At 60.5% G+C, this 23,842-nt stretch carries 24 protein-coding genes; 9 read left to right on the top strand and 15 right to left on the bottom strand.

The annotated features are described in order from the left end of the window. Nucleotides 1-23: 23 nt before the first annotated feature. Nucleotides 24-488 carry a hypothetical protein gene (locus ACSFA0_RS14655; protein ID WP_435451006.1) on the bottom strand — a complete coding sequence of 155 codons (465 nt, stop codon included), beginning with the start codon at nt 486-488 and terminating at the stop codon, nt 24-26. 238 nt (nt 489-726) lie between these two features. Between ACSFA0_RS14655 and ACSFA0_RS14650 the strand changes: the two genes are divergently transcribed. Beyond that, entirely contained in the window at nt 727-1,611 is an 885-nt protein-coding gene (locus ACSFA0_RS14650) for a hypothetical protein (protein WP_435451005.1), read from the top strand. A 27-nt stretch (nt 1,612-1,638) separates the two neighbouring features. Here the strand turns inward: ACSFA0_RS14650 and ACSFA0_RS14645 are convergent, their stop codons facing one another. The 8 genes from ACSFA0_RS14645 to ACSFA0_RS14610 all read right to left on the bottom strand — a co-directional run bounded on the left by ACSFA0_RS14645 (nt 1,639) and on the right by ACSFA0_RS14610 (nt 9,007). After that, nucleotides 1,639-2,748, bottom strand: coding sequence for a competence protein CoiA family protein (locus tag ACSFA0_RS14645; RefSeq protein WP_435451004.1), 1,110 nt, complete (start codon nt 2,746-2,748; stop codon nt 1,639-1,641). Between the two features lie 579 nt (nt 2,749-3,327). Continuing rightward, nucleotides 3,328-3,546: a hypothetical protein gene (locus ACSFA0_RS14640; RefSeq protein ID WP_435451003.1), complete on the bottom strand. Its 219-nt coding sequence runs from the start codon at nt 3,544-3,546 to the stop codon at nt 3,328-3,330. A gap of 97 nt (nt 3,547-3,643) precedes the next feature. After that, complete coding sequence (locus ACSFA0_RS14635) at nt 3,644-4,624, bottom strand: recombination directionality factor (protein WP_435451002.1); 981 nt, start codon at nt 4,622-4,624, stop codon at nt 3,644-3,646. Between the two features lie 146 nt (nt 4,625-4,770). Continuing rightward, nucleotides 4,771-4,899, bottom strand: coding sequence for a hypothetical protein (locus ACSFA0_RS14630; protein WP_435451001.1), 129 nt, complete (start codon nt 4,897-4,899; stop codon nt 4,771-4,773). Then, on the bottom strand, nt 4,896-5,987 hold the full coding sequence (locus ACSFA0_RS14625) for a YqaJ viral recombinase family nuclease (RefSeq protein ID WP_435451000.1): 1,092 nt from the start codon (nt 5,985-5,987) through the stop codon (nt 4,896-4,898). The genes ACSFA0_RS14630 and ACSFA0_RS14625 overlap by 4 nt, the downstream gene beginning before the upstream one ends. A gap of 134 nt (nt 5,988-6,121) precedes the next feature. Beyond that, a complete protein-coding gene (locus ACSFA0_RS14620) occupies nt 6,122-7,087 on the bottom strand; it encodes a DUF932 domain-containing protein (protein ID WP_435450999.1) in 966 nt (321 codons plus the stop codon). A gap of 109 nt (nt 7,088-7,196) precedes the next feature. Beyond that, nucleotides 7,197-7,610, bottom strand: a complete 414-nt coding sequence (locus tag ACSFA0_RS14615; RefSeq protein ID WP_435450998.1) for a hypothetical protein — start codon at nt 7,608-7,610, stop codon at nt 7,197-7,199. Between the two features lie 278 nt (nt 7,611-7,888). Continuing rightward, on the bottom strand, nt 7,889-9,007 hold the full coding sequence (locus ACSFA0_RS14610) for an HNH endonuclease (RefSeq protein ID WP_435450997.1): 1,119 nt from the start codon (nt 9,005-9,007) through the stop codon (nt 7,889-7,891). Between the two features lie 675 nt (nt 9,008-9,682). On the opposite strand from ACSFA0_RS14610, the gene ACSFA0_RS14605 reads away from it, so the two are divergent. Genes ACSFA0_RS14605 through ACSFA0_RS14595 form a run of 3 tightly spaced genes read left to right on the top strand, consistent with a single transcriptional unit; the run spans nt 9,683 to nt 11,819 of the window. Beyond that, nucleotides 9,683-10,420 carry a DUF6998 domain-containing protein gene (locus tag ACSFA0_RS14605; RefSeq protein ID WP_435450996.1) on the top strand — a complete coding sequence of 246 codons (738 nt, stop codon included), beginning with the start codon at nt 9,683-9,685 and terminating at the stop codon, nt 10,418-10,420. Nucleotides 10,421-10,449: 29 nt separating this feature from the next. Then, nucleotides 10,450-11,481 (top strand): HNH endonuclease, encoded by a 1,032-nt coding sequence (locus ACSFA0_RS14600; RefSeq protein ID WP_435450995.1) that lies wholly within the window; start codon nt 10,450-10,452, stop codon nt 11,479-11,481. Further along, nucleotides 11,481-11,819 (top strand): hypothetical protein, encoded by a 339-nt coding sequence (locus ACSFA0_RS14595; RefSeq protein ID WP_435450994.1) that lies wholly within the window; start codon nt 11,481-11,483, stop codon nt 11,817-11,819. The genes ACSFA0_RS14600 and ACSFA0_RS14595 overlap by 1 nt, the downstream gene beginning before the upstream one ends. 326 nt (nt 11,820-12,145) lie before the next feature. Here ACSFA0_RS14595 and ACSFA0_RS14590 read toward each other — a convergent pair whose 3' ends face one another. From ACSFA0_RS14590 to ACSFA0_RS14575, 4 genes are all read right to left on the bottom strand, one after another. Then, a complete protein-coding gene (locus tag ACSFA0_RS14590; protein ID WP_435450993.1) occupies nt 12,146-13,588 on the bottom strand; it encodes a hypothetical protein in 1,443 nt (480 codons plus the stop codon). Between the two features lie 451 nt (nt 13,589-14,039). Then, a complete protein-coding gene (locus ACSFA0_RS14585; RefSeq protein WP_435450992.1) occupies nt 14,040-14,627 on the bottom strand; it encodes a hypothetical protein in 588 nt (195 codons plus the stop codon). Nucleotides 14,628-14,659: 32 nt separating this feature from the next. Beyond that, a complete protein-coding gene (locus tag ACSFA0_RS14580) occupies nt 14,660-15,724 on the bottom strand; it encodes a DUF262 domain-containing protein (RefSeq protein WP_435450991.1) in 1,065 nt (354 codons plus the stop codon). 316 nt (nt 15,725-16,040) lie between these two features. After that, nucleotides 16,041-16,472: a DUF4113 domain-containing protein gene (locus ACSFA0_RS14575; protein ID WP_435450990.1), complete on the bottom strand. Its 432-nt coding sequence runs from the start codon at nt 16,470-16,472 to the stop codon at nt 16,041-16,043. A gap of 34 nt (nt 16,473-16,506) precedes the next feature. Here ACSFA0_RS14575 and ACSFA0_RS14570 point away from each other — a divergent pair, with 34 nt between their 5' ends. After that, nucleotides 16,507-17,667 carry an IS30 family transposase gene (locus ACSFA0_RS14570; protein ID WP_435450989.1) on the top strand — a complete coding sequence of 387 codons (1,161 nt, stop codon included), beginning with the start codon at nt 16,507-16,509 and terminating at the stop codon, nt 17,665-17,667. Here the strand turns inward: ACSFA0_RS14570 and ACSFA0_RS14565 are convergent. Then, nucleotides 17,554-18,312, bottom strand: coding sequence for a Y-family DNA polymerase (locus ACSFA0_RS14565; RefSeq protein WP_435451902.1), 759 nt, complete (start codon nt 18,310-18,312; stop codon nt 17,554-17,556). The genes ACSFA0_RS14570 and ACSFA0_RS14565 overlap by 114 nt on opposite strands. 128 nt (nt 18,313-18,440) lie before the next feature. Here ACSFA0_RS14565 and gmtY point away from each other — a divergent pair, with 128 nt between their 5' ends. From gmtY to istB, 4 genes are all read left to right on the top strand, one after another. Next, entirely contained in the window at nt 18,441-19,805 is a 1,365-nt protein-coding gene (gene gmtY, locus ACSFA0_RS14560; RefSeq protein WP_435450988.1) for a gamma-mobile-trio recombinase GmtY, read from the top strand. Then, nucleotides 19,693-21,192, top strand: coding sequence for an IS3 family transposase (locus ACSFA0_RS14555; RefSeq protein WP_435450987.1), 1,500 nt, complete (start codon nt 19,693-19,695; stop codon nt 21,190-21,192). The genes gmtY and ACSFA0_RS14555 overlap by 113 nt, the downstream gene beginning before the upstream one ends. A 113-nt stretch (nt 21,193-21,305) precedes the next feature. Next, a complete protein-coding gene (istA, locus tag ACSFA0_RS14550; protein WP_435451901.1) occupies nt 21,306-22,829 on the top strand; it encodes an IS21 family transposase in 1,524 nt (507 codons plus the stop codon). After that, complete coding sequence (gene istB, locus ACSFA0_RS14545) at nt 22,822-23,661, top strand: IS21-like element helper ATPase IstB (RefSeq protein ID WP_435450986.1); 840 nt, start codon at nt 22,822-22,824, stop codon at nt 23,659-23,661. Before istA ends, istB begins: the two co-directional genes overlap by 8 nt. 92 nt (nt 23,662-23,753) lie before the next feature. Here the strand turns inward: istB and ACSFA0_RS14540 are convergent. Then, nucleotides 23,754-23,842: IS3 family transposase (locus tag ACSFA0_RS14540; protein ID WP_435436046.1), on the bottom strand; the 89-nt coding region annotated here is incomplete at its 5' end.

Here is a 23,842-nt window from a genome sequence, read left to right as displayed (position 1 = left end):
GAGAGTCGGCAGTCAAGGCAATTTCACCCTCGAGCATTCACGGGCTGGCAGGCAGACGTGCTTCGGCTTCTTTTGCGCGAGATGCCGCGAACAGCAGTTGGTGCTTGCAGTTGAGGGGGCCGCGGACGTGCTGAGCCCTGCATCCAGTTGCAGATCGTCTGCCCACTGACACCTACCAGTTTTCCATAGTCTGCCGTCGAGAGAGCTAGCTTGGCGCGGCGCGCGGCCAATCGCGTCGCGCTGAAGCGCTGGGCAGGTTGTCCATCCTGATCGCTGGACTCCACGCCCATCGGCACCGTACGTGCTCGCGCGGCGTCCCTCTCAAAGAGCTTGACCTGCTTTTTCGAGGACTCGACCTCGCGACGCAATGCTGCGATCAGCGCCCTATGTTGAGCGCTTGTCTTCTTCAAACCATCGATCCCGGCGTGAACTTCCTTGCGCGCCAAGCACACGATCTCAGCCTCGGGCACACACGCGATGTTCGTCATAAGGCTCAATTGTGAGCCAGTCTGCGGACATCTGACGCGCGACCATGCACCTCGTCCGGCTTGCGACCGAGCCGTGTAGGCCGCTACACTTGCCGTGTGCGTTCGTCGACGCCCGCTGCTCACCATGGCACACCCGGTTCGCTGGGACGACGTGAATACCTTTCGACTGAGCTTCCCATGTTTCGTGGAGCGCGGCAGTGAGCACCGGGCAGATCCGCGGCAACATGAAGGAACGCACATGAAATTCATCGTCACGACGGCCACCGCCGTCGACAAGCTCAATCGCTTGGCCAAGACGCTTCGCAAAGCCTCCGGCACTCGAATGTCGCTCGCCGCCGCGCTGGACACGGTTGCACAGCACCAGGGCTACGAACACTGGAGGCACGTCACGCGCTGCCTTGAGCAAACCAAAGCGGCTCGCGAGACCCAGCCGCTTCCTGACACGCTGGCCTTGGTGCTCGACGAGGCCGCCGAGCGTCAAGCGGCTTCGGCGCAGACGCAGCAAGCTTTCGCCAAGGGCTTCGTCTTTGCTATCGACGCCAAAGACGCAGAGTCCATCAGCCCTAATCAAGCCTTCGCGGAATGCGATGACGGCTGGTATCTGGCGGCGCGCAACTTGTGGCCACGACTGATCCATTACCGCCATGACGAGACCGGCACCACGCTTTTCGAAGCGCGTACCGAGGACGACTTGATCGATATCGCGCTGGACGATCTGTCGAACTACAAACTGTTCTGCCACGTGGGCGCAGATCTGCCTTCCTCGGTGCCCGCGGCGTACCAGCTTGTCCGCGCCGTGTCCTTTTTCCCACCCACGCACATCTGGCTGGACGGCCAGTTTGTCGCAATGGACGACGTTCCCGAGATCCAGATTGATGGTCAGGTGGTCCACACGGTACTGTCCGGTGACCCCGTCGCGCCGATCTCGAGCATGAGCGAACGATTCGAGCGGGTCGGTCACTTGCTCAGCGCGCAGGAGCGCTCGATGCTTGACCGAATGTCCGCAGCCGAGCAGGAGTCGCTGCTGCAGATGATCGAAAGAAACACCCCGCAGGGTCAGAAGCGATTTACCGCGGTGCAGAACGAAGCGAACATCTCCCGGCGTGAAGCCAAGAAGCTTTAGCCTTCGTTGGCGATGATCCTCGCCACTCTAGCGGGGTCGATCATCGAACCACCATTTCTCGATGGCCTCTCGATCTTCCAGATGCACGAGCCACCGATCATCGAAGCGGACGTCGACGCTTGTGACCGGTTTTGCTTCATACGCCACCTCGTGGTCGAAGAACTGCCCCTGCAAGGCGTCGCAATGCACGCAGCCGTTGGACAAATAGCGCTCACCCCGCGTCCCGCTGTAGCGCGACTTAATTTGACCAATGTCGTGTTGCGCGAGTAGGTCTGCGGGCAGCGTCGACACCAGCAGTGCGGCGCCTCGGCCTTCGTCGTCGAAATCGTAGATCTTCGCAATGATGTCCGATGCGCCGGGCAGCACGCGGCTCGCAGCGAAACAGAGGTCGATGATCAAGCCGGTCGTCTTCCCACAGCGCCAACAGTCGGTGTAGGCCGCGCAGACATCCAGCGGCAGCGTTTGCCCCACCTGCGCCGAGTAGTGGAGCTTCCTACCATGCACACCTATCACGAATGCGCCCAGTTCAATGTGCTGAAGCCAGAGCGCGGCATCATCCTTATTGCGGGCACTTGCGAACGCAGGGTGATAGTGCGGGCCCGGAAGTGACACCGTGCACTGGGCTTGATCAACGCGGAGCCTGAACGCCGGCAAAGCCTTCTCAGTCGGAATGCTCTGCTGCCGCATGAGCCAGACCAACTGCAGGCCTGCCTGTTCGGCCGCGGCCTGGTGCTTAGCCATTTCATCGAAATCGAGGTGAGTCCATTGCACCTTGAAGGCCAGGGGCTGCGCGTCGAGTCGACTCGCAACCACATCGGCCAACAACGGTGCATCTTTGTTGGAGATGATCGGAACCTCGATCTCCGTTTGCCAACCCGCTCGTCGCACGGCACTTGCGATAATGGACCTCGCATGCAACACCTCTGCCCGCTCCGCAGCAGACTCACAGAAGCCTTTGCTGGTATGCGAGAAATAGCGGGTTCCGAGTTTGGTCTCTCTCAGCGCTACGCCCGTGCCGCAACAGATCATCTTCAGATGACGGTCCTTGCGGTTGGATGTTCGAAGCCGGTTCCAGCTATCTGCATCGAAGTCGGTAGCGTGGAGCTCTCCACTGCCTAAGGCACATTTCAGGGACATGTTTCTGGCGCTAGTGTGGAATGCTCGAAGTTTGCCGCATGCCATGCGCGCGGGCTCGTGGCGTCGCCATGCAAACGTCGGATCTGGCACCAGTCCGAGAAGCTGGCCAGGTGTGTTTTCACTCAGCTGGTCTCTCCATCTCCGGCCCTGCGGGCATGGAAAGCTACGGCTCGTGCGGCCACGTGCGCATGATGCGACATCCACATCCATCGAGAAAGACACCATAGCCAACCCGACCATCTCCACAAGTGACCACGCTGGTTGTGTCAGGTCTTGAGTTTTGAGGCCGGCCCGCAGCAGTCCTCGGTTGTCCGCTCTTCCCGTGAGCGGCTATTCAGCGTTGAGTGGGCGACCGTCTGCTCACAGTCTTAAGCAGACATAAAGCCGCTTCTCGGCGGTGATGCTTGGTGCGCGCTCTATGAAGAGCGGAGCAAAAAAAGAAGACGGTGTCGAGATCCAGAAACCCATAGGTCTCTGGACAATGATCAAGCCGCCTCCAACATGACTAAGTCCTTCTGGCCGCCCGAACCCAACAAATCGCTGGCACGCTCGCGCGTCCATCGGGGCGTTCCGACTTCGTCACCAAATTCGCCACCACGGCCTGCGGATCCGGTCTTCAAGCGGACGTGTGTCGAGGGGAGCCTGTGAGCTCGCTGGATTACCGACCCGTCGGCGGATTTCGACTTCGAGCGTGTGCGCCACACCACGCGCATCTCTTTCACCGTGCATCGCACGTCTGCGCCACTCGTGTGCAAGCACCAGCAGTTGGTCGTCGGCGAGCTTTTCGAAGTCCTGCATAGGTTGATTCTGCCGGCACGTTTGGGGCTCCCGGCCACAGACCAGGAAGTCGAGAGCACGCAGGCAAGTGTCCCGCAGCGTGCAAACGCCACACATGTCACTTACCTCCCGCGCCGAGGCCCTCGCCTTCACCCAGCGTCCGCTTCCGATCCAGCTTTTCCGCCAAGCCTGGCTTTCCTGCGTTATGCATCGAAGCAACGGTAGCTACTGTATCGAGGTCGTCCGGATAGAACTCCTCGACAACTGCAACCCCCTCCTCTGCCGATTCCTCGAAGGCCCCGGCCGCAAAGCCTGCCCTCGCCGCTGCGTCAAGCGCCGCCTGGTCAAAGCCACTGTCGACGCGTGCCTGCGCCTCCCGTCGCGCTTCCCCCAAGGTCTTCGCCAGCGTCGATCCGGCGCGCACGGTCAGGTCCACGTAGTAGATCGGCGCCCGATGCGATTGCGTGGTCGACTTGCCCCGCAGCCGAAGCTCCAGTGGCAGCGTCGCCAGGCTGTCGCCGGAGAGCGCCTGGAAGTAGCGCAGCCGCGCCGACAGCGTGCGGATGCTGTTGTAGCCAGTGGTGCGGAAGATGAACGAGCCCAATTCGTCCTCGTCGCCAATGCGCACGTTCAGCCGCCCGTAGGGCTTGCAGCCCGCCTTGAAGCCGAGATCGCAGCCATCGGGTGTCGGGCAAGGCAGCGTCTGGAATCCCGTGGTTGTCGAGCGCTTGCAGGTCTCGCCATTGCCCACGCACAGTGGCCGTCCCGTGCCGCGGTCGAACAGGGTGTAGTCCGCACGCAGGTTGAGGTCGGGGTCGTTGAAGAGCAGGCGAACCGGGATGGCGCGCAGCTTGCCTCTGGCGGTGGATTCCTTGGGCGGATCCTTCGGGTCTTTGGCTTTGTCTTTCGGTGCGGTCCCTGCGCTCTTGCGCAAGGCCTCGTCCAGCGGGTGCAGCATCCAGCCGTCGCGCAGCTGCACCTGGGTGGTGATGGTGAATTCGTCGTCTTTCTCGGGCAGGCGCTTGCCGTCCCTGACGGTGACTTTGCCGATGGCGATGCGCCCGACCACCGGTGGGGTCAGGGCCAGTCCTTTGAGCATGTTTGTTCCTTGGTGAATGGATGATTGAGATGCAGCGGTCTCGCAAATGCATGCGAGCCCGGTGATCGATGGGCGCGCCCGCCCCTTCCTTCCGCATGGGGCGGGCCGCTGGTTGAACCCCGGCGGAAACGGGGCGGCTGGCCGGCCTAGTCGTCAGAGAAGCGTGAGCAGCGGCCCACCGCCATGCCCAGGAGCACGCCGGCCATGACACCTGCCGCAAGCACCCACGCAAAGGCCGCAAGGTGTTCGCCGGGTCCGGGGAAGAGATCGCTCATGCGGCACCTCCGCGAGGTTCTGCGGTCAGCTTCCCGGACTGTTCGTCGGCCAGGTCTTCCGGGCTCGCGCCCAGCACCGACGGGAACGCCTTCACCGTGAACCGGCGTGAGCCTGCCCGGGTGACGCGGTGCTTCGCCACCAGTTCCGGCGCTTCAGCGGTGAGGCTGTCGAGGTCCACGGCTTGCCCGTCCTTGCTGCGCTTCCAGCGCACCTCACCGGCGTCCAGTTGCAGCACCGAGGCCTCCCCCATGCGTTGCTGGATGCGCTGACGCACCTGGGCCTCCCGGTCTTCCGTGCGTGCGAGCACATCGCGCAGCGCCAGCAGGTCAGAAAAGGCTGCGGCCATCTCCAGGTCGCCTCGCATGTCGAGCACGCCACCGCTGTCCTGCGGCCACAGCGCTTTGAGGGCCAATGCCGCAGATGCCGAGCCATCGGCCAGCGGTGCGGTGTCGGTCTCGACGCAGTGCCAGAAGCGGCGCTCCAACGCGATCAGATTCGCAATGAGTTTGTCGTCACGTTCGATCCGATGAATGCGCAGTTCCTGCCCGCAGATCAGCACGGCCACATCTGCCGCCTGCTTGCCGGTGACAGCAAGCTGGTGCAGCACCTGGAGCTGGACGTACTCGGGCACACCCTCCTCCCAGAGCCGGGCACCGTGGTAGCCGGCCGTCTTGCACTCGAGAAGCTGAACGTCCGGCGAGCCGATGACCTCGCGGTCGACATTGGCCAGCATCCAGGGCTCCTGCGGGTGCTGCAGCACGGCGTTGATGCGACGCACGCGAAGCCCTGTCCGTCGCGTGTAGTGGGCGGCGACGATGGGTTCGAGCAGGGTGCCCCAGTACATCGGGCTGGTTTCGTCGTCGGGGTCGATTTTGGGGAGGCCGGCTTCACGGGCGGTTTTCTCTAGCCAGAGGGTCAGGGGGGCTTTGTAGGGATGGAGGCCGACGGCTGCGGCTGCGTCCGAGCTGCCGATGCCGCGCTTGCGGACGTCGAGCCATTGGTCACGGTTCAGGTCCGTCGTCTTGACCAGCTTGAGGGCCGGTCTTGGCTTGGCAGGCGCACGGCCTGCTTTCAATGCTTCCGACATGTGGAGTCCTTTCAACTGAGATGAATGAAGGCCACGCACCAACAGCAAAGCCCCGGCCTCCTGCAGAGAGGACCGGGGCTTATGCCGTGGGTGGAGGGTGGCGTTGGAGTGGTTGTTACGCGGTCGCGTTTCGTTCAGGACACCAGCTGCAGTGCCGCCTCCAGCGCCCGCTGCTTGATGGCGGCACCCTGACCGAACCAGGCGCTGTCCAGCCGGTACTCCTGGCTGCGGGCCCGGCGTTCGTGATCGACGAACTCGGTGACCGCGCACAGGAGGCCCCAGGCTGTGCCCTTGGCGGCGCCCAGCTCGGCGCCTCGGCCTTTGCCGTCGTAGAGCTCCTGAGCTTTCTTCAGCGCCCGTTCGTTGGTCAGCTGCGTCTGGTCGGCGTGGCCGTCGGCCTGGCACAGGACCTTCAGGAAGAAGTTCATGGCCTCGTGGCTTTTGACTTTGCGTTCGGCCAGGGTCTTGCAGCGATACATGAAGCAGTCCCAGCCGGAGACGGCAATGCCCAACTGCTTCTTGACGGCCTGCGCATCGAAGGTGGTGCTGTGGGGCACCTTGACGGCGCTGGAGGCACCGTTCAAGGCGATGGACAGCGTGTTGTTGCAGACGACCCGCACGGTGGTCGGGGTGGCGGTGGTGGCGAGCGTCCCGTCGCAGGAGGTGGCCAGGAGGATGTAGCCCTTGACGGTGTCGTTGCCCTTCAGCACTGTTTCCTTGCCGGTCTTGGCCAAAGCCCAGAACTTGCGGCCGGCTTTGAGGACGCCCGCCGTCTCCAGTTCGAAGCCGGAGACTTCGGTGAGGTCGCGGTAGAACTCGAGCACTTCTCGGGGCTGCACGATCTGGTAGCGGCCACTGACGACCGAGAGCGGGGCCTTGGTGTCGCTGCGGTAGAGGACCTTCTGGTCTTCAAAGGTCATGATGGATCCGAGGGATCCGGCCTGCTCGGCCATGTAGCGCACGGGGGTGTCACAGATGGTCCAGTCCATGCCGGCCTTGGCGGCCCAGACTTCGAGGGGTTGCTTGCGGGGCAACTGGTTGCCCAGATCGTGCCAGGGGGTCTGGCCGACGTAGGCCATTTGTTCCAGGAGATGAGCCATGGGGTGATTCCTTTGAATGAAGAGTTGAAGAACAGGAGGGGAAAGAGAAGGCAGAAGCCGGTAACGACGAAGCCCGCACGAGGCGGGCTTCATTCGGGTCAGGCTCGGATCAGCGGCGAGGCACTGTGAAGGTGTGACTGCAGTCCAGGCAGCGGCGGTTGCGGAAGATGGATTCGTCGACGGCTTCGCCCAGCGCTGCACCGACAGCGCAACCGGCGATGCCGCCGCTCAGGCCACCGACGATGGCACCGGCGACGGCGCCCAGGGGCGGGACTGAAGGCGTTGCTGCGGCGCCGATGACGATGCCGAGGCTGGCTCCGGTAGTGGCACCGGCCAATGCGGCAGAGATGCCGCCTGCTGCGCCGGCGATGGTGCCGATGGCGGCGCCTGCCTTCTTGCCGGTGTCGCGGCAGATGGTCCGCTGTGATTTGCAGGCTGGGCAAGCGGAGATGGGCGGCGAGCTGCCGCTGCGCGGTGGCTCAATCGAGTCGTCGAAGGATGAGTTTGCGAAGTGTTCATGCATAGGCGGGTGGACGCAGGGTCAATGGGTTGCGAGGAGATGCCGCTGGAGATCGCAGACGGCAAAAAGCCCAGCACGGCCGATGAGGGCTGTGCTGGGCTTGCGCGGAGAGTCAGGCTGAGGTGGCTAACTCGTGAGGGTTATATGGGGCTGAAAAATTCTGGAATCTGCATTGGGAATCAAGAGTTCGTTGGGAATTCATGGAGGGGCATTTGCACATTCGCGCGTGGCACGCCCGTCGGATCAGCGGGTCGCTGCCGGGCTTGTCAAAATGCCCGGCCCTACACCGTGTAGCCGTGGGCGGCCGAATGACATTCCCGATGCCTCTTGAGGTTCAGCATGATCCTGTCTCGGGCGCGGCGGGTGATTCGATCCCATTCCAGCCGCAGGTCGCTCACGACTCCGAAATGCTTGGCGGTGCCGGCGTCAAGCATGCGCGATCTCACTAGCAACCCGTCGTGATCGAAAGATATCAGGCCCCGATCGAACAGGCTGTCAAGCGGAACGGAGAGCAGCAACCCATTGTCCGGATCGCCACGTAGAGACTCGTCAAGGCTCCAAGCCACAATGTGCGAGGCGATAAGCTGGCCGTTGCAGGCACTGCCGTGGACGGAGCACGCGTCTTTCCACCGCCGGAAAAGTCGGCGCCTGAAGGCGGCATGCTGCGGTCCCCGCGCCCATACCTCCCGTCGCACGGTCGAAGGCGTTCCATTGTCCCGGAAGTCGGCGTCCTCCTCTGCGAATGCCGTCTCGATCGCCTCCAGTTTTGCGCTCAGCTCCTCGTCCGCTTGAAGCCGGCGCAAGAGAACCTGCATGCCATGGGCCTCGTACTTCCATTGGCGCCTTGCGTAGTGGATAAAACCAGTTATGGCGCTGATGACCTTAGGCAGCGCGCTCGTACCTTCGATCGCAATCACGCTATCAGCGAAGATGGCCATCCCTTCGGCGCTCATTGGCGAGCGGATTTCCGACCCGGTCGCAAGGCACCGGTAGTTGTTCAGCAGAACGCTCGCGGTGCTCTCCTTAATTCCCTGCTCTCCAAACAACTTCGCCATGGCGTCGGACCGAGGCATGGTGTTTTCGTGCACCTGCATCGCCAATTCACAAGCTGCCTCGAGTTGGTCGGGGGAAAGCTTGTCGCTCCTGACACTTTCGCCGGGCCCCGTGGGATTGGACAGCGGATCCCGGTCAAGCAATCCGCTGAGGTGGGCAAGATCCATCGGCTCCACCTCAGTGCCGATGTCCCCTCGCCTCAATCCAAGCTTCAGCCAAAAAGCCGAACCGTCTTTCTCATAGCGGACATCGACGATGTCGAAGACATGGTCCAGTGAGCACCGTTTGCTCGCGCGGTCCTTAAGGATGGCTAACTTAGGGAGGTCAAATTGGAGCGCGAGGTCCATGCCATTCCAGAGTGCCGTCCGCTTACCCGGGTCGGCACCGTCTCGAGTGCGGGGCACTCGGTACCAGAGATCTCCGGACGTAGTGTCCTGGCGGATCGACAGAAGTTTGTCCCTGCCCTCGACGTGGAAGTTCCATACCGTCATGGCGAAGCGCTTGGCCTCACCCTTGCGAGCGCGAGGCATCAGTACATCAAAGGCGAACCAGCCCTGCCCTGGGGGATGCGTGTCGACCGCGGCGTAGGCTTGGTTGGGCGCTGTAGTGAAGTCGGGAGGAGTCACTTTAGGATGGCATGAAAGCGGAGATGATCAATGCTACCGGCTTATATTGACCCAGGGACAATGGCCGCGAAGCGTGCAGACCGAACTATCTATAGGAGTAAGCGGGCGCTCATCGTCTCCGCGTCACCGCGATGTCAAGGTCGAAACCTCCTATCCTTGTTATCCCGCATGCCCGCTAACAGCCTACCGACCTTGTGCATTCCGGCGTTTTGAGCTTTTGCTTCATCCGCCAGGCCCCTAGGCCATCCGCCCATCGGCGCGGGTCACCGAGTCTATTCATGGTGACGGCGTAGGGATGAGGACGGGATTGCGAGTTCGGGTTGCGCGCGAGCCATCGATATAGTCTTTGCACCTGCAGCTCCTGCAGGCAACGGCCTGACAACGAGACAGTTATCCATGGCGCTCACCCAAATGCAGCTCATCCAATCCCTGGGTGAGGCACTGGCTTGGTTCGAGCGCGAGATCTCGTGGGGCGTGAAGGAGACCGAGCTCAGGCACTTGTGCGGGCGCATCGGCGAGCTCTACGTCGCGATGATCACCAACGGCCAGATGGCGGCGGGCGTGAACGAGCGCGGGTATGACGTGGTGAGCGCCAAGAACGAGCGAATCTCCGTCAAGACAACCGCGCAAAGCGGCCTGGCCGGGCATGTCTCGTTCAATGCGAACACGTTGGACTTGGTCGACCGGGTCGTCGTGCTCAGGATCAACACGATGGAGATGCAGGTGGAGACGCTGCTCGACAAGCCGGTGGCGGATGCGAGGGCGATGATGGTCGCGGGGTCGACGGGTCGTTTGGTCATCGCATTGAGCAGGCTGGCGCCCGGTAGAGACGCCCCACGCCTCACTTCTCCTCCGATGACGCGGGTTCACTTTGAAGGACTCGACATCCGTGAGCTCGAGAGCGGAACAATCGAGATCCGGCGAGGTGATGTCGCCATCACACCCGTCCTGCCGCGGCTTCGCGAGCTGGCACTGCGCTTGCACGTGAGCCTTCTGAACGAGCGTGGCAATCCCTACAACACGCGTCAATTGGGCACGCAGGTGATTCGCAGCATTCAGGAGCTGCAAACGCCGACAGTGCTGGCCACGGAGTCTGAGGAGGAGTCCGTGGATAACAGGAGCTCACGAAGTTGACGGCCCCTATGCCGGCACCCTCGGCCGAGATGCAACTGGCGTTCCTGAGCAAGCTGCAGCGCCTGTTCGCCGAGGGCGATTTTACGGCGACTTACAAGTTCGCCTTGCTGATCGCACTTTCTGACTTGGCGGTGGACTTGGGATCCGATGACGGGGCCAAACTACCGCTCTCGATCCAGCAGATTGCTGATCGCTTTGTGCAGCTTTACTGGCGCCATGCGTTGCCTTACGGAACGGGTGCAGACAGGCAGGTGGGAGTGCTGGCACAGAACTTGGGGGTGCAGGCTGCCGTACTGTCGAGCATTGCGGCATTTCGGGCGAGCTCTGGAGCGATGACATTGACGCAGGCGCGCGCCATGCCGACCTACAAGGCCCTTATCACAAGGGTTGCAGGCGTGGTGTCCGCGCAGCCGTTGAAGTACCTGCAGAATTTCGGTGGCGTCACCGACCCGTTTCTGTACGAGCGAACAGGGCCCGGCATGATCCACCTCAAATCCGATGTGGGCTTCTGCCTCCGCCGCTTCCACCCCTTGGTCCAGCAGCTGGCGCGCACACGTTGGATGGACCACGTCAAGTCCAACCGACGCAATCACAGCATCCTGGGGGATGCTGGCGATCTCGAAGATTTTCTGTTCGGCATGTCGAGGCAATCGCTGGCCATCATCGGCGCGGGACTACGGAGACTGGATGGCAGGTGCTGCTTCTACTGTGGGCAGGACATGGATGTCGCCGATGTTGACCACTTCATTCCGTTTGCGCTCTATCCGCGCGACCTGGCCCACAACTTCGTGTTGGCGCATCCGCAGTGCAATCGGAGCAAATCGGACTCCTTGGCGAGCAAGACGCACTTGGAGCGCTGGCTGCAACGAATGAGGAAGCACTCGTCGCAGTTGGTAGAGATTGGCGCATCCGCCGGCGTGGCAGTCGACGGTCAAACAGTGCATCGCGTGGCGGCCTGGGGCTATGCGAACGCCCAGTCTTCCGGGGGGAGGGCGTGGATCAAGGCCGCATCGTACGAAGCGATCGGCGCTGACCACCTGAACCTTATTGGAGCCGCTTGATGGCCCGCCTTTGGAGGCCCTCTGCAGCCGGCAAACTGTTCACGAGTGTTTCAGCGTGGACGATTGAACTGGATGGAGAAAGCCTTCGATTTGGAATGAGCGGCCAGCACAGGGTCAGCAGCGTCGGCGAGATCGTAAGCCTCCATTTGCAGCCGGGTATCTTTTGGGCGACGCTGTCCTTCTCGTTCGCGCACGGCCGGTACCTCGAGCTTGGCGGACTCCCAAACAAGGAGGCTCGGCAGCTGCAGCGTGCAGTGAGTGCGGCGCAGGAAGCCTGTTGGCCCGCGCGGGCCTTACGCCTGAGCGACCTCCAGCCAGTGGAGCCAGTGGTCCGCTAAAAGCGCGACGTTCCGGGCACATGCTGCACATCGACACCAAGACGTCGGGCGCATCGTGCGGCCCTGTCACCGCGTGGCTGGCAACTGCAAGGACAGCGTCGACGGAGCGGGCGGGAAGATGCTTTTCGTGGCCACTGATGACCACGCGCGCATCGCCTTTACCGACATCCACGCTGACGAGGATGCGCTCAACGCGGTGCGGTTCCTGCAACGCGCATGCCTATTTCGCCAGCCCGGGCGTGCGCATTTAGTGCCTGCTCACCGACAACGGATCGACCTTCCGGTCAAGGGACTTTGGGCAGACTTGCAGTCTACTAAATTGACATCTACTTCGAAAGCACAATCTTCAAAGCGTTGGACCCTAAAAAAGCTAAACGCTTCTCCGGCTTTTCCGCATCGGCCCAAATTTTCAAAATTTCCTGCTTTGCGTTGCTGGTGTCAAGAGATTTTGCAGCGAGCATGGATGGCGGCGTCTTAAGCGCCGGCAGCACGGAGGCGTAGTGCTTTGCTAAGACAGCCAAGATTTTAGCTCGACCACTTAAATCCGTAAAAACAATACGATTCTCCAGCTTCTCCACTTTTGTTGCCTCCTTGGTCGAGGAGTATTCACCTCTGCCTCCGATAGTCCAATAACCAACGCTGAAGCCTGCATCTGCGTCGGCGTGAAAATGCTCGTACATGTAATCTAGAGAGTTACTGTCCGCATAAATCGCAAAAGAAACCCCCCGCCCTACTAGCAGCGATTTAGGAATTAGTTCAAGCTGCCCATTGACACCCCAGACAGTTCTGGCAGCCTCACCTTCTAGGATCCCAGCAAATGCGTCAATCATGTTTTGACTAAACCACGCGCCGCGTTCTATGTTGAAAACTCTAAGATTTTCAAATGAAATATCGATCATTGTTACATTGTCGCGGACTTGCATTTCACGAGTAACTTTTTCCGCAGACGCGCCTCCAGCACGAATAAACCCTAAAAACTTAACATCTATTTTGACCTTCCAACGAGTCTCAAAGATTTCGGATGTATGCGCTTCCTCGTTGATAACATCGTGTTGAAAATTAGTCTCCGTCAAAAAATCTCTAATATTGCCGTCAATATAACTTGTCAGGTACTCGCGCCATTTTTCCGGCGCCCCTACAACGTCCTTTATCGGCGGCAACTTAATGCGGTCATTTGGGTTTTCATAAGCAATGTTGGCCTTTGTAAGTAGGTCCAAATCAGGATCTTTCAGACTATTCGCTATAGTCTTGAACGTCTCCATCGCCTCTCCAAGTTGCTTAAGATAGTTCTCCAGTTCTGTTTTATAGAAAAACTTTTCTTGGTATGCTGCCTTAGAAAGTTGTTCGGCCTTTGGCGTTCCGGAAAGATATTTCGCATACGCATCATCCGCTCTCTGTACTGCGGCTGCATATGAAGTGCGCCGAAATTCGAGATCTTCGCTCGCGACGAGTACAGCCTGTTTGAGCTCGGACGAGGCGGTGCCTTTAGCTACACGCGCAATAGTTGCAGCTTTAAGAAAATACCTATAGCCGTCGCTGATGGTTTTGCTTGAGTTTGGTGAGTATTGCCAAGCGTTGGACGGCATCCAATCGCCCCACTTGTACATTTCGAATGCAGCGATGGGCCCGATTCGGTCGTCCCAAGCTGCGTTGTCAGCGACTGGCAGGGTAAGCACCTGCTCATCTGGTGCGACTTCGCCAAATCGCGACTCGATATATTTCGCAAGCCTGCTCCAAGCAGGAGTACCAATGTCACCAAAAATAGCCATGGCATCGCTCCGAAAGAGTTGGGGACACAGTTAAGGCCCGAACAAACGTGGCGTCAAGCGTTTTTTAGGTCTATAGTACTAACCCTACTTGGTTGGGCAGTCTAGCGTCAAGCCAATGCTTATCTAAAAATATCTCCATCTGGCGCATTGCCTGATTTGGTCGTTCGGTGCCAGGCACTTCTAGCAAGTACACCTTTGCACGCAGGATCGAGCAGCGAACAGCATCTAAGATATCGGCATGGTCCGCAACCACTCTGAAGCGGTCATCCAGTCCAGTCGAATCGCACCTGCGAATGAAAACTCGCCTTGGGCTTCGGCGAACAAACGCTCAACAACCGCTGGCGCACCAATAACAGTCCGCTACGCAAATCTCAGACATTCCCGGTAGCGAAATGCTTGCTCAAAGCCACGGGGGCGACAGAGGGAAATTGAAGCAGCCGCAACGATGCCGCTAGCCCGCGATCTGCAGTGCGTACCGCCGTAGGTCCAGACAAATGCGGTCCATCCACGTCATGTGATCGCCAGAGACCGGGTCAATCGTGCTGGAGCGAAGTAGCCTACCGGCTCTTCCGCCGACGATGCCCGCGCCAGTGAGCCGCCGCGCCGAAGCCTGAAACTTAACTTCGGTATCGGCGCTTCGGTGAGCTACGTAATGCCGAATGGCTGCAAAGTCCTCTATGTCTGCAAGCGCTGACGCCACAACCAGCTCGTGCGCCCCCCCTACGAAGAACCCCTGTGAACGGCCTACGACGTGCTGTGGGTTATGCCAGAGCTTGAAGGGTTTGCCTCCAAGCAATGTCGTCATCGCGCCGGTCAGATTGGAAGGCTTGCCCCAAGTTGTTGTTGCTGTCGGCGCGCCAGAAGACGAAGCGTAGCCACACATGAAGCGAAGAAAGCTCTGCTCGAGGAAGTTTTCCCAAGCGCTGAATGCCAGCAAGTACGCTGCTTCGTATACATACAGCCTACGTGAATACACGAACACGCTCGATCCCTCAGCCGCTTGAACGATGCCCGTGGCTTCTGCCAAGCTGGCGGCCATCTCATCGATCAAAAAGGCTGTCGACCGCGGCATCAACCGAAGGCGTATGTGTACAGCGTCACGAGTCTGGTTCTTCTCGGCCTTATGTTGTCCGTCTGTCTTAACGACGCTTCAACAAATCGAATGAGATCATCGTCAAGATTGACCTTATCATCGTCGGCGAACGTCTCGATGGCTTCGGATAGCTGGACTATCGCAGCGGTCAATTTCTCCCGCTCCTTCACACTCAAGGCGCGCTTCTTCGTTGCCAAGCTACCTTCACCGGGTAGCCCGAACATGCGGTGGTAAACCGCGCAGAACAGTGTATAGAAGAGGGGGCGACGACTGAATGCCGTTTCCTTGAGCGGAGCAGGTGATGCTTCCGCGATCTCCGACATGACGGCCCTAAAGCGCCCCATCAGCTCATCTCTGTTGGAGAATGTCTCGTCGAATTTGGCGTAGTAGCCATCGATAGACTTCTTCTTATCTTGCAGACCTGCCACCGCTGCGATGAGTAGTTCGCTGACTAGCTCAGCCTCTTCCATCCGGGCAATGCTGCGTTCGGTGAAAATGCCGTGCGATCTCCAAAATTCGAGATGCTCAAGACCTAGCTTGTAGACGGTCTGCTTGAAGAAACCGAAAAACTTGCCGTTACGGAGCTCTTGCGCATTCAGCTTGATGGCGTAAGTGTTGAGTCGCGAAAAAACTTCGAGAACTTCTGCGTCAGTTAGGCTCGAAAAAACTTCAGCGCTGAAAGGGTAGTCGCGAATTCTGGATCTTTCGCTAACTGACAGCTGAGAGAACCTTTTACCCTTCCACTGCGAGACAAGCGAGCCGGACAGGGCGAACTCATCCCGCATGTACGCCGTAACTGCGGAGATTCGCTGCTGCCCGTCAATCACTTCGCGAACCACGCGGTCCTTGCCCGCCGATTGGCTCATCCGGAGATACACGGGTGGTACGGGCATTTCGCGCAGCAACGTGTCGACAAAGAACGACCGCGCCGCCTGCTGCCAAACGCCGCGCCGCTGAAACTTCGGCGATAACACCAAGGCTTTCGTAGAACTCCAGTCTAGAAATTCAGCGGCCGTATAGGCGGCTCGATTTGGTTTTTGCATGGAAGGTTAATCCCCTGGGCGGCAGTTAGTAGGTCGGAGCGCTCATTTTGCATGCATAGCTATTGCTCAACCGACCTCTTCTGGCCGGTCGCGTGCGCGTAGAGAGGATACTCAAGCCGCGCCCAGAGCGTGCCGTGCTGGTGCCAGCGAGCTGCACTCGATACCTTGGAACCGGTCATCAGCGTGGCTGCTGGTATGGCGCTTCGATGACCGTCAAGAGCCGAACCCCGCAGCTAGGATCGAATGCTCTAACCGACCGGGCCCGCTGCAATGCGAATATAGAGAGCGCTGGGGTTAGCGCGCCTCAATAATCCGCTTACGCCAGCGCCCGCGGCACATCCGCCCACCGCGTCGTGTATTCCGGCGTCTTCATCGACTGCTTCATCCGCCAGGCCCCCTGACCATCGGACTGCCCCGTGCTGGCTAACGCCACCGCCCCTCGTCCATACCGATCATTCAGCCGATCCAGCGTTGCCATCAGCGCACTACGATTAGGCCCCTCGTCATCCAACGCAAGCTCGGCCTGTTGCACCGATGCATCCTGCAAATCCAGCAACATCACCCCGGCCTTCGAGTAGTTGAAGCCCGGTTTGAACGCCGCCTTCACCGCCATCACCGCCGCCTGAACGATCAACGCAGTGTCAGCAGTCGGTCGGCGCAACGGGACCGTGATCGATCGCGAGTACTGCTTGTCCTGCCGCCGGAACGGGCTGGTATGGATGGCGGATTCAATCGGTCGATGCAACACACTAACCACTGCTGAGGCAGAAGGAGTGTTGCAGATGAAGTATCGGACGCGAACCTACTACACGGACGGCCAGAAGGCATTGATGTGGGAGCGCTGGAAGGAGGGCTGGACTCTTCATCAGATCGGCCATCTCTTTGATCGACCTCACACGTCGATCCACAACATCTTGTCAAAGACCGGTGGCATTCGACCGCCGCAGCGCAGGCGCAGCGCCACTGCGTTGACCCTGGCAGAGCGAGAAGAGATCTCTCGTGCGCTGATCGTTGGTGAATCGATGCGCTCGGTGGCCGCCCGACTTGGCAGGGCGCCGTCAACCATCAGCCGCGAGATTGGGCGCAACGCCGGGCAAGACGGCTATCGGGCAAGCGTCGCCGACGAAGCTGCCTGGAACCGTGCCCTGCGGCCAAAGCTATGCAAGCTGGTCCAGAACCGAGCGCTTGCTGGCGTCGTGTCGAACCTCCTTCGAATGCTGTGGTCGCCGGAGCAGATCGCCGGCTGGCTCACGCATACTTATCCGAACGACCCGAGCCTTCATGTGTCACACGAGACCATCTACCGCAGCCTGTTCATTCAAGCGCGTGGCGCGTTGAAGAAGGAACTGCTGGAGCACCTCAGGCGCACGCGCAGCATGCGACGCTCACGCTCCTACACACAAAAGACGGCCATCCATGGGCAGATCGCTGATGCCGTGTCGATCAGCGCGCGCCCTGCATCTGTCGAGGATCGGGCAGTGCCTGGTCACTGGGAAGGAGATCTGGTCTTCGGCAGCCGCAACAGCCAGATCGCCACGTTGGTCGAGCGACAGACGCGATACGTGATGCTGGTCAAGCTCGAGGGCAAAGACTCGCAGTCGGTCGTCAACGCGCTGATCAAGAACGCGCGCAAGCTGCCGCAGGAGCTCTACAAGTCATTGACCTGGGATCGAGGCACGGAGATGCACGGTCACAAGCGCTTCACGATGGCCACCGACATCCAGGTCTACTTCTGTGATCCCCAGAGCCCCTGGCAACGCGGCAGCAACGAGAACACCAATGGCCTGCTCAGGCAATACCTGCCGAAGGGCATCGACATCTCGGGCTACTCACAGCTGCAACTCAACGCGATCGCGCGACAATTGAACGAGAGGCCGCGCAAGACGCTCGGCTTCCACACACCCGCTGAGATGTTCAGCGAATGTGTTGCATCGACCGGTTGAATCCGCCACGAACGCCAGCACCTGCACCGCCTGGCTGCCTTGCTTGCGCAACTTCTCCGCCGCGCGGCTTGCGAACTGACTCACGGCTTCGATCAGATCCTTCAGCTGCGTCACCGGCTGCCCGAAGCTGCGCGTGCAGGCGATCTCCTTCTTCGCCGGCGCGACGTCCTCAAAGCGCATGCAAGACTGCCCCTGCAACTCGCGCACCGTGCGCTCGAGCACCACCGACCAGCGGCCCCGAACCATCGCCGGGTCGAGCCGGACCACATCCAGCACAGACGTCAGCCCTGCCTCCTTCAGCTGCGCACCAATGCGCCGTCCGATCCCCCACACTTCACAGAGATCAGTGGCTGCAAGCACCGCATCAAGGTCGCTTGGTGGCAACGCACTGAGGTTGCAAACCCGGGACAACTCCGCGGGGTAGCTCCCAGGCTTGCGATCCGCCGTCTTGGCCACGTGGTTGGCGAGCTTGGCAAGCGTCTTGGTCGATCCGATTCCGATCCCGCAAGGAATGCCGATCCACTGCAGGATGCGCTCGCGCACCTGGTGACTGCGCGCCACCAGGTCGCCACGCATCGCGCTCAAGTCGATGAAAGACTCGTCGATGCTTATTCGACCCTCGAATCGTGCATAGATGTCGCGGATAATTCGCGCCTTTCGCCAGAACGGTGTGAGCTTCTGATGCTAATGCGTGCCCGTCTCGTTCCATCTTCTACCTTCAATGTGCATAGGATGTACTCAGTGGCTGCCTTGCCGTTGAACGCTCAACGGACATGACAAGCTCCTTCCTTGCGGTTCGAGCAAAGGTTTATACGGACTCGACTGGCGCCTGCGCAGAGATCCCCGTGGTTCTGACCAGCGCAGGCGTTCTGAGCCCCCTGCTCGACTACCTGCTGTCGAGATCCCACGACAGAAGCCTCGCGTGGATGAAGAAGGTCGTTCGGTCGACTCTTCTTTTCCTCGACTACCTGGCAGCCAATCCGGAAGAGCGTGAAACATACAAGCTCTTCCAAAACTTCGCTCAGCGACTGCGAACGGGGACGTTTGACCGAGTGACCAGGCTTGATCCGAGTGGCCTTTGCTGGTCGCCGCTGAGTGCTCATGACTGCAGCGGCATCGTGAGTCAGCTGACGGGGCTGTTTGACTGGCTTGGCGCAACTCGACCTGGCGCAGCCGTTGTGAACCCTCGCTACGCCGGTGACGCCTACGACCGGTTGATGGACGAGGCAGCATTCCAGTTTTGCCGAAGCCGGGCATTCCTGGGCCACGCTTGGCTCACCCATGCCACTGAACCATCAGGATCTCGTCTCGTGAGGGCAGCACGGACGCCCCGAGTTGAATGCGCCGACCCACCGCAATTCCCCGACGATCGCTTTCTTGAACTCCTAAACGTTGGTTTCACGGTTAATGGACGATTGGATCGGCGGAACGTGCTCATTGCGCTGTTGTTGCATGGAGCAGGGTTTCGAGCGTCGGAGCCCTTCCACCTCTTCGTCTCCGACGTCGTGACAGATCCCAGCAACCCAAGGTCAGCGCTTGTGCGAATACATCATCCAACCTTTGGTGCTGCCCCTGATGACTGGCGCCTGACGAACGGGAAGAGATCAAACGGAAACCGCGCCGCTTACCTGGCAGAGAAGTTCGGGCGCGTTCCGCGCACGGAGATGATGGGCAGCCAGCATGCCGGGTGGAAAGGCGGCACTCACGACGGCCGCTTCTTCAAGCAGGCGCACTGGTTCGTTCCTGAATATGGAGAGCTGTTTCTGAAGGTGTGGCTGGACTACATGCACGACGTCGCCGCGGTGGAGAGAAGTCATCCATACGCCTTCATCAACCTGCGAGCTGAGCCGAAGGCTGGCATGTACTGCGTTGGACAATTCAATAAAGCCCATCGCGCGGCCTGCGAACGAATCGGACTGGCCGTGTGTTGGCGCCGACCGAAAACTGACCATCTGGAGGTGCGGACGAAATCTTGGACTACTTGGAGGGTAGTTCATGTATTCATACGAGGATCGGCTTCGAGCCGTGCGGCTCTACATCAAGCTGGGCGAACGAGTTGCGCCGACCATTCGTCAACTTGGTTATCCGACGAAGAACGCGCTCAAGGGCTGGCATCGGGAGTACGAGCAGCGCCTTGACTTGCCTGCTGGCTACGTCCGCCTGCCGAAGTATTCTCGGGCGCAGAAAGAGCGCGCCGTCGAACACTATCTGGAGCACGGCCGCTGCCTCTCGGCGACGATCAAGGCACTGGGCTACCCCTCGCGCTCAGTGCTTCCTGCTTGGCTCCAGGAATTGCATCCAGGGAGCCGCACGCGCGTCGTTGGCCGATCGCAGGTGGTGACGCCTTCAGTGAAACAGGCCGCAGTCATCGCGTTGTGCTTGCGGCAAGGAAGCGCGGAGTCGGTGGCAAAAGAACTGGGCGTGTCGCGGCCATCGCTGTACAACTGGAAGAATCAGCTACTCAGTCACGACGCATCCGCATCTATGAAGCGCCCGAAAGATTCCCCGCCAAGCTCTCAGCGCGTCGAGCTGGAACAGCAAATCGAGGCGCTTCGACGAGAGATCCGGCGCCTGCAGCTGGAGCAAGACCTGCTGAAGAAGGCGAATGAAATTCTAAAAAAAGATCTGGGCATCGACCGGCAGCTCCTGACGAATCGGGAGAAGACACAGCTGGTTGATGCCCTGAGATCGACGTACACGGTGACGGAGTTGCTCCAGGAAGTTGGCTTGCCACGCAGCTCCTACTTCTACCATCGGGGTCGGCTAGACGTCGGGGACAAGTACCTCGAGGTGCGTCGCGCGATGACCGACATCTTCGAGCGCAACTACCGTTGCTATGGCTATCGCCGGATGCAGGCCTCGCTGAGCAGGGAGTGCGTGAACATCTCGGAGAAGGTGGTGCAGCGTCTGATGAAGCAGGAGTGCATGGTCGCCGTCACGCGCAAGCGCCGTCGCTACGGCTCGTACATGGGCGAGATCAGTCCGGCACCGGACAACCTCCTGAACCGCGACTTCAGCGCGAGTGCGCCCAACGAGAAGTGGCTCACCGACATCACGGAGTTCCAGATCCCGGCCGGCAAGGTGTACCTGTCACCCATGATTGACTGCTTCGATGGCATGGTCGTCAGCTGGTCGATCGGCACGCGCCCGGACGCCGACCTCGTTAACACGATGTTGGACGCTGCTATCGAGACAGTCACTGCCAGCAGCGAGCGCCCTGTCGTGCATTCCGATCGTGGAGGCCACTACCGATGGCCTGGATGGCTCTCTCGGATCGCTGATGCGAAGCTGGTTCGCTCGATGTCGCGCAAGGGGTACTCGCCAGACAACGCGGCGTGCGAAGGCTTCTTCGGCCGTCTGAAGACCGAACTGTTCTACTCGAACAATTGGATGTCCACGACAATCGAAGAATTCGTCGCGGCCGTGGACTCCTACATCCGCTGGTACAACCAGGCGCGGATCAAGATCTCGCTGGGATTCCGCAGCCCCAACGAGCACCGCAGGGACCTCGGACTCGCTGCTTAACCAGTCCAAGTTTTCCGCCGCATCCCCTCTAGAAGTCGAAGTGCCGACTGAAAATTGACCAGGGTGTTCCACTGACCTGCTGAAACTTTCAGCAGGGAAATTAGGTGATCACCATGGACATGATTGGCAAGGTCAGGCGCATGAAGCTGCGCGACCAACTCTCCCTGAGCGAGATTTCCAAGCGAACCGGCTTGGCCCGAAACACGGTCAAGAAATGGCTCAAGGCCCCCGGCGATGAGCCTCCGAAGTACGAGCGGCGCGCCGTCGAGCGCAAGCTCGCGGCGTTCGAGGGCACGCTGCACCAGGCGCTGGCGGCCGATGCGCACCGGCCCAAGCAAAGCAGGCGCTCCGCACGGGCGCTGTTCTCCCAGATCCAGGCGCAGGGTTACCGGGGTGGCTACAGCGCGGTCACGGACTTCATCCGGGCGTGGCGCACGCGCTCGGACAGCAGTCCAGCCAAGGCTTTCGTGCCGTTGAGCTTTGAGCTGGGCGAGGCGTTCCAATTTGACTGGAGCGATGAGGCGATGGTGGTGGGCGGCGTGTTCTACAACGTGCAGGTTGCGCATTTGAAGCTGTGCGCCAGCCGAGCGTTCTGGCTGGTGGCATATCCCAGCCAGGGGCACGAGATGCTGTTTGATGCGCACACGCGCTCGTTCCAGGCGCTGGGCGGAGTGGCGCGGCGGGGCATCTACGACAACATGAAGACCGCGGTGGACAAGGTCAAGCGGGGCAAGGGGCGCATCGTCAACGCGCGCTTTGCGGCCATGTGCAGCCACTACCTGTTCGACCCGGACTTCTGCAACGTGGCCTCGGGTTGGGAGAAAGGGGTGGTGGAGAAGAACGTGCAGGACAGCCGCCGGCGCATCTGGATCGAGGCGAGCACCCGGCGCTTCGGCTCATTCATCGAACTCAATGCCTGGCTGGCAGAGCGTTGCCGCTCGGTGTGGGCCGACACGTCGCACCCGATCCATCGACAGTTCACCGTGGGCGAGATGCTGGAGTTGGAGAGGGGCCACCTCATGTCCATGCCGACGCTCTTTGATGGCTACGTGGAGCGCCTGGCCCGGGTGAGCAGCACCTGCCTGGTGGTGGCCGCCCGCAACCGCTACTCGGTGCCGTGCGAGTGGGCGGGCCACATCGTGAGCACCCGGGTGTATCCGGAGCGGGTGGAGGTGGCTGCCATGGATGCGGTGGTGGCCAGCCATGCCCGGCTCTCGGGCAGTGGGCAGACCGTCTTTGACTGGCAACACTACATCGAGCTGGTGCAGCGCAAGCCGGGCGCCCTTCGCAATGGCACACCCTTCCTGGATCTGCCGCCTGCGCTGCTGCGCCTGCGCCAATCCTTGTTGCGCCACCCTGAGGGAGACCGCGTCATGGCGCAGGTGCTCGCCGTGGTTCCGCAGGCGGGTTTGGAGGCAGTGCTGGTGGCTGTAGAGCTGGTGCTCGAAGGCATGGCACCCAGCGGCAGCATCAGCGTGGAGCACGTTCGCAATGTGCTGGCGCGGCTGAACAACCCGGTGACCCCAATGCAGGCCGAGACCGCGCTGCAATTGACCTTGGCGCCCAAGGCCGACACAGCGCGATACGACCGGCTGCGTCCCACCCACCTGGATGACCAGGAGGTGCGCCATGCGTGATACGACACGGGATGTTCACGCGCAGCTCAAGGCATTGAGGTTGAACGGCATGGCCGTGGCCTGGGCGGATCTGGTCGAGCAAGGTGGGGACTCAACGCTGGATGCCTCACGCTGGCTGGTGGAGCATCTGTTGCAAGCCGAAGATGCGGACCGGGCGATGCGCTCCATTGCGCACCAGATGAAGTCGGCCCGCTTCCCCATGCACCGGGACTTGGCCGGGTTCAACTTCGAGGTGTCGCAAGTGGACAAGGCGCTGATCCAGAAACTCTCGGATCTGTCCTTCACCGACGACGCGCAGAACGCGGTACTGATCGGTGGGCCTGGCACGGGCAAGACGCACCTGGCCACCGCACTGGGCATTGCCGGGCTGAGTCGGCACGCCAAGCGGGTGCGGTTCTACTCCACGGTGGATCTGGTCAACGCGCTGGAGCAGGAGAAAGCCCAAGGTCGCGCAGGCCGCATTGCCATGAGTCTGGTGCGCATGGACCTGGTGGTTCTGGACGAGCTGGGTTACCTGCCGTTCAGTCAGGCCGGTGGTGCCTTGCTGTTCCACCTGCTGTCCAAACTCTATGAGCACACCAGCGTGATGATCACGACCAACCTGACCTTCGCGGAATGGTCCAGCGTGTTCGGGGACGCCAAGATGACCACCGCGTTGCTCGACCGGTTGACTCACCACTGCCACATCATCGAGACCGGCAACGAGTCCTACCGCTTCCGCCACAGTTCCAAGGAGGCCAAGGGCCGCATCAAGTCCAGGGAGCAAGAGCGCAAGCCCTCGGCCACTCAACCCTTGAATGAAGGGAGCGAGAAACCAGGAACGTCTCTATAGTTATCCACAGCTGACCTCCTGCGGAGGCAGCGTTAGCCCCTGGTCAAAATTCAACCGGCACAGCGGGGGTGCGGATAAAAACTTGGACTGGTTTATGCCGCAAGTCCAAGGCTCACCCGGTATTCGATCGGGCTGAGGGAGCCGAGAGAGATCTTGATCCGCTTCTCGTTGTACCAGCGGA

The organism is Variovorax restrictus (assembly GCF_051216715.1).
Taxonomy (GTDB): Bacteria; Pseudomonadota; Gammaproteobacteria; order Burkholderiales; family Burkholderiaceae_C; genus Variovorax.
The sequence above is the reverse complement of the archived record's forward strand: the minus strand, read 5'-3'. Positions and strand labels throughout refer to the sequence as shown.